This window comes from Winogradskyella sp. ECml5-4 (assembly GCF_036903175.1).
Lineage (GTDB): Bacteria > Bacteroidota > Bacteroidia > Flavobacteriales > Flavobacteriaceae > Winogradskyella > Winogradskyella damuponensis.
In genome coordinates, this window is record NZ_JAYJLF010000060.1 from 1 (window position 1) to 1,142 (window position 1,142).

Below are 1,142 nucleotides of genomic sequence, written 5' to 3' on the forward strand. Positions count from 1 at the left end.
GGATCAAGATCAAAAGTTGTGTTTAAGCAAAGATTGTAGTTAATCTAAACAGAAAGAATTCCACATTCTTGACCCCTCTAAACTGTGCCCTGAACGCTTTTATTTTAGCATTGAAAGATTCCGCGGCAGCATTAGTACTTCTATTTATAAAATAGTTTAAAATTGACCGATAGTTCAATGTTATTGTATTAGCTATTGTGTTGAATGCTCTAAATCCAGCTTGTTCCACCTCCTTATACCAGTGAGCTAACTTAGTATATGCAACCTGTATTGAAGTTGCTGTATTAAATATATCTCTAAGGCTTTGAACTAAATTAAAAGCTATTTTTATGTCTGGATATTCCTTAAACAAAATTTGACTTCTTTGATATTGGTTCTCAGTCCAATTTTGTGGTGATTTATACAGTAGATATCTACTTCTTGCTAAAAGTTGTTTTCTTGTGTCCCCATTGTTAAACACTAGAGGGTTATAAGTTTTATTGTTTAATCTAGCTTGTTTTATTTGCTCATTTTCTAGGTCTATTGCATCCCATCTGTGTTTTATTCTAATGTCTTGCAAGGCTTCAATGGCAAGTTTTTGAACGTGGAAGCGATCTGTTACCTGTATGGCTTTAGGGAAGCATTTTTTTACAATGGTTTTCATTGAGTTTGCCATATCCAATGTTATTTCTTTGACCTTAGCTCTTTTTTTTGCTGATATTTTAAGTAGTTGTTCAATAATAGGTTCGACTTTAGTTCCTGCAAAAACAGCTACAATACTGCCTTTCTTACCTTTTGCATTTTTATTGGTAATGATTGTATAGAGTTCGCCCTTTGACAATGCTGTTTCGTCAATAGAAAGATAAGGTCCTATATTCTCTGGGAAGATAAGCCATTGTTTAGCATGTGGTTTCTGCTTCCAATGATTAAATTCACTAAGATAATCTCTGTACTGTCTAGATAGCTTTTTACCATTAACATTGTAAAAACCAGCAATAGTGTGACAGTCTGAAGCTTTAGTATCGATTAATTTCTTTTAAAAAAGCAGCGAACTCGGTAGTCATTCGTGTTCCCTGTGCAACTAAGTTCCAGTCTCTTTGTACAACTTCTTTAGTGGTTTTATCTAACCATCTACGACGCTTAACATGTAGATATACTGTGTT

2 protein-coding genes are annotated in these 1,142 nt (G+C 33.8%); both read right to left on the minus strand.

The features are described 5' to 3' along the window. Positions 1 to 22 precede the first annotated feature (22 nt). On the minus strand, positions 23 to 1,006 hold the full coding sequence (locus VDP25_RS17595; RefSeq protein WP_443089861.1) for an ISAon1 family transposase: 984 nt from the start codon (positions 1,004 to 1,006) through the stop codon (positions 23 to 25). Then, the coding region (locus VDP25_RS17600; protein ID WP_443089862.1) for an ISAon1 family transposase N-terminal region protein at positions 996 to 1,142 on the minus strand (147 nt) is incomplete at its 5' end. The genes VDP25_RS17600 and VDP25_RS17595, both read right to left, overlap by 11 nt.